We start from the raw sequence: 659 nt of genomic DNA, 5'->3' as shown, positions 1-659 counted from the left end.
CTTGAGTAACTAATAGTTGTCTATGTATACCATTAACAGTATTAATACCAAGTCTAATTTTTAAACGGTTATCAATATTGTATGCAGAAGCAGTTTCGTTAGTATTAGCAGTTCTAACAAAAGTAGAAGAAGAGCTACCTTCTTTTTCAAAAACACGTTGCGCATTAGTAAATCTGATAGTACCAGTTGCTTCACTTTTAACGAAGAATCCTTGTCCAATTGGAATATAACGCCCAGGTAATTTAGAAGGCGTACCACCAGTAGCAACCATAGGGTCATTTGTTCCATAAGAAGCAGCAGGAGTAGCACCAGATAAATTATAGGTAGCGTAACCACCTTGGTATTCTGCTAGAAGATGAGATCCTCCGCCCCAATGTTCCCAGAAGTATAACGTACCGGTAGTCGCACCAGGCGCATCAATAGTAGGTGCATTGTCCATTATAAATTGATGAGCATCAATAGCAGAAGCATAAGGGTTACCAACTAAATATTCATTATTAGCAGTAATAGTTAAAGTAATATCGCCATTATTAGGTTTACCTTGATAGGTGTAATTTTGTTCTAAAGTAACATTACCAGAAGTGTTAGCCACACCTTTCATAGTAAATCCTTCCCCAGGAAGTAAAGAACCGGTACTACGTACGTGTTGCCAATCTGCA

General features: G+C 37.9%; 1 pseudogene. It reads right to left on the bottom strand.

The window, feature by feature from the left end:
• A pseudogene (locus WA340_RS01110) lies at positions 1–659 on the bottom strand (LamG-like jellyroll fold domain-containing protein); the annotation flags it as partial.

This window comes from Mesoflavibacter sp. CH_XMU1422-2 (assembly GCF_037029245.1).
GTDB classification, from domain to species: domain Bacteria; phylum Bacteroidota; class Bacteroidia; order Flavobacteriales; family Flavobacteriaceae; genus Mesoflavibacter; species Mesoflavibacter zeaxanthinifaciens.
This window is presented reverse-complemented; position numbering and strand designations above follow the sequence as displayed.